This window comes from Mesorhizobium sp. P5_C1, from assembly GCF_054049815.1.
In genome coordinates this window covers 1-1,082 of record NZ_JBFULQ010001067.1, presented here as the reverse complement: position 1 = coordinate 1,082, position 1,082 = coordinate 1, and the positions used below count along the sequence as shown (strand labels likewise).

At 57.3% G+C, this 1,082-nt stretch carries 2 protein-coding genes; one reads left to right on the top strand and one right to left on the bottom strand.

Features of this window, described 5'->3' with window-relative positions; genetic code table 11:
- Positions 1-427, bottom strand: a 427-nt coding sequence (locus tag ACXJ7R_RS33930) for a glycosyltransferase family 2 protein (protein ID WP_457155606.1), incomplete at its 3' end; no start/stop codon positions are given.
- A 295-nt stretch (positions 428-722) separates the two neighbouring features.
- On the opposite strand from ACXJ7R_RS33930, the gene ACXJ7R_RS33925 reads away from it, so the two are divergent.
- On the top strand, positions 723-1,082 hold a 360-nt coding region (locus ACXJ7R_RS33925; protein WP_457155605.1), incomplete at its 3' end, for a glycosyltransferase family 4 protein.

The window sequence follows — 1,082 nt, the reverse complement described above, 5'->3', positions numbered from 1 at the left end:
TCAACCGAACTGGGCCAAAGGACAGGCCGCGCGACCGCCACAGAACTTCGGACGAGGCGCCGGCCGGCATCTCAAGATAGCCGGCGGTCACACTGGCAATTTCGGATCCCGCTTTTGCGAAGTGTCTCATGCCAGCAGATAAAAAATTAGGCATCCACTCGTCGTCCGCGTCCAGGAATGCCACGAAGGGAGCTCTTGCCTTTGCAAGCCCGCGGTTGCGGGCCGCGCCTGGCCCGGCGTTCGCCTGCGATATCACTCGCATGCGCTTGTCCTTATGACTCCGCGCGACCGAGAGGCCGCCATCGCTGGATCCGTCATCGACGACGATAACTTCGAAGTCATCGAAATCCTGAGCCCAAATCGAGTTGAGAGCCCGTTCCAAGTAAGGCGCCTTGTTGAAGAGCGGAATGATCACTGAAACTGTCATGTTCCTACGCCCTACGAAGTCTTTCCGTACCAATTCCGGGTGAACCGAGGTGGCGCCTCTCATCCGCTTGTATGATATTGATATCTGCATAGCGTGGTACCTAAATCTGTCATGATCCTCTCTTGATCGGTAAGCCGAAATTTTTTCAGTTCTGCTGCGATCGGAAGCTAAGCAGATGTTGAAGGGTCGTAATACAGGTACAAATATGGACTGGCCCGCGCCGGCTGGAAGCAGGGTATCATCCCTGGCCCCCGGTGTTGTGCAACACCAGCCTTTGCATTTCGCCGGACTGCGCGTGGCTTCGCTGATCGACACGGCCATCGTATCTGGGCCTGGTCGGCAGTTGACGGCTCTGGCGAACCAGTTGGGCGAGCACGGGGTCAAGCTACGTGTCTACATGTTCCAGCGGACCGGGCGTTCGGCGTCACCGTTCATCGCCTATCTGGAGCGTGCCGGGGTCGACCACGTTGTATTTCCTGACAATGGGCCTCTCGACGTCTCCCTTCTCCTACGCCTCGGTCGGAGCTTACGTGAATGGAAACCCGATATCGTGCAGACACACAACTATCGCACGACGGTCATGGCCTATCTGCTGAAGCTGACGAACCCACCTTGGCCTTGGATCGCGTTCTTTCACGGTTCTACGAACGAGGGC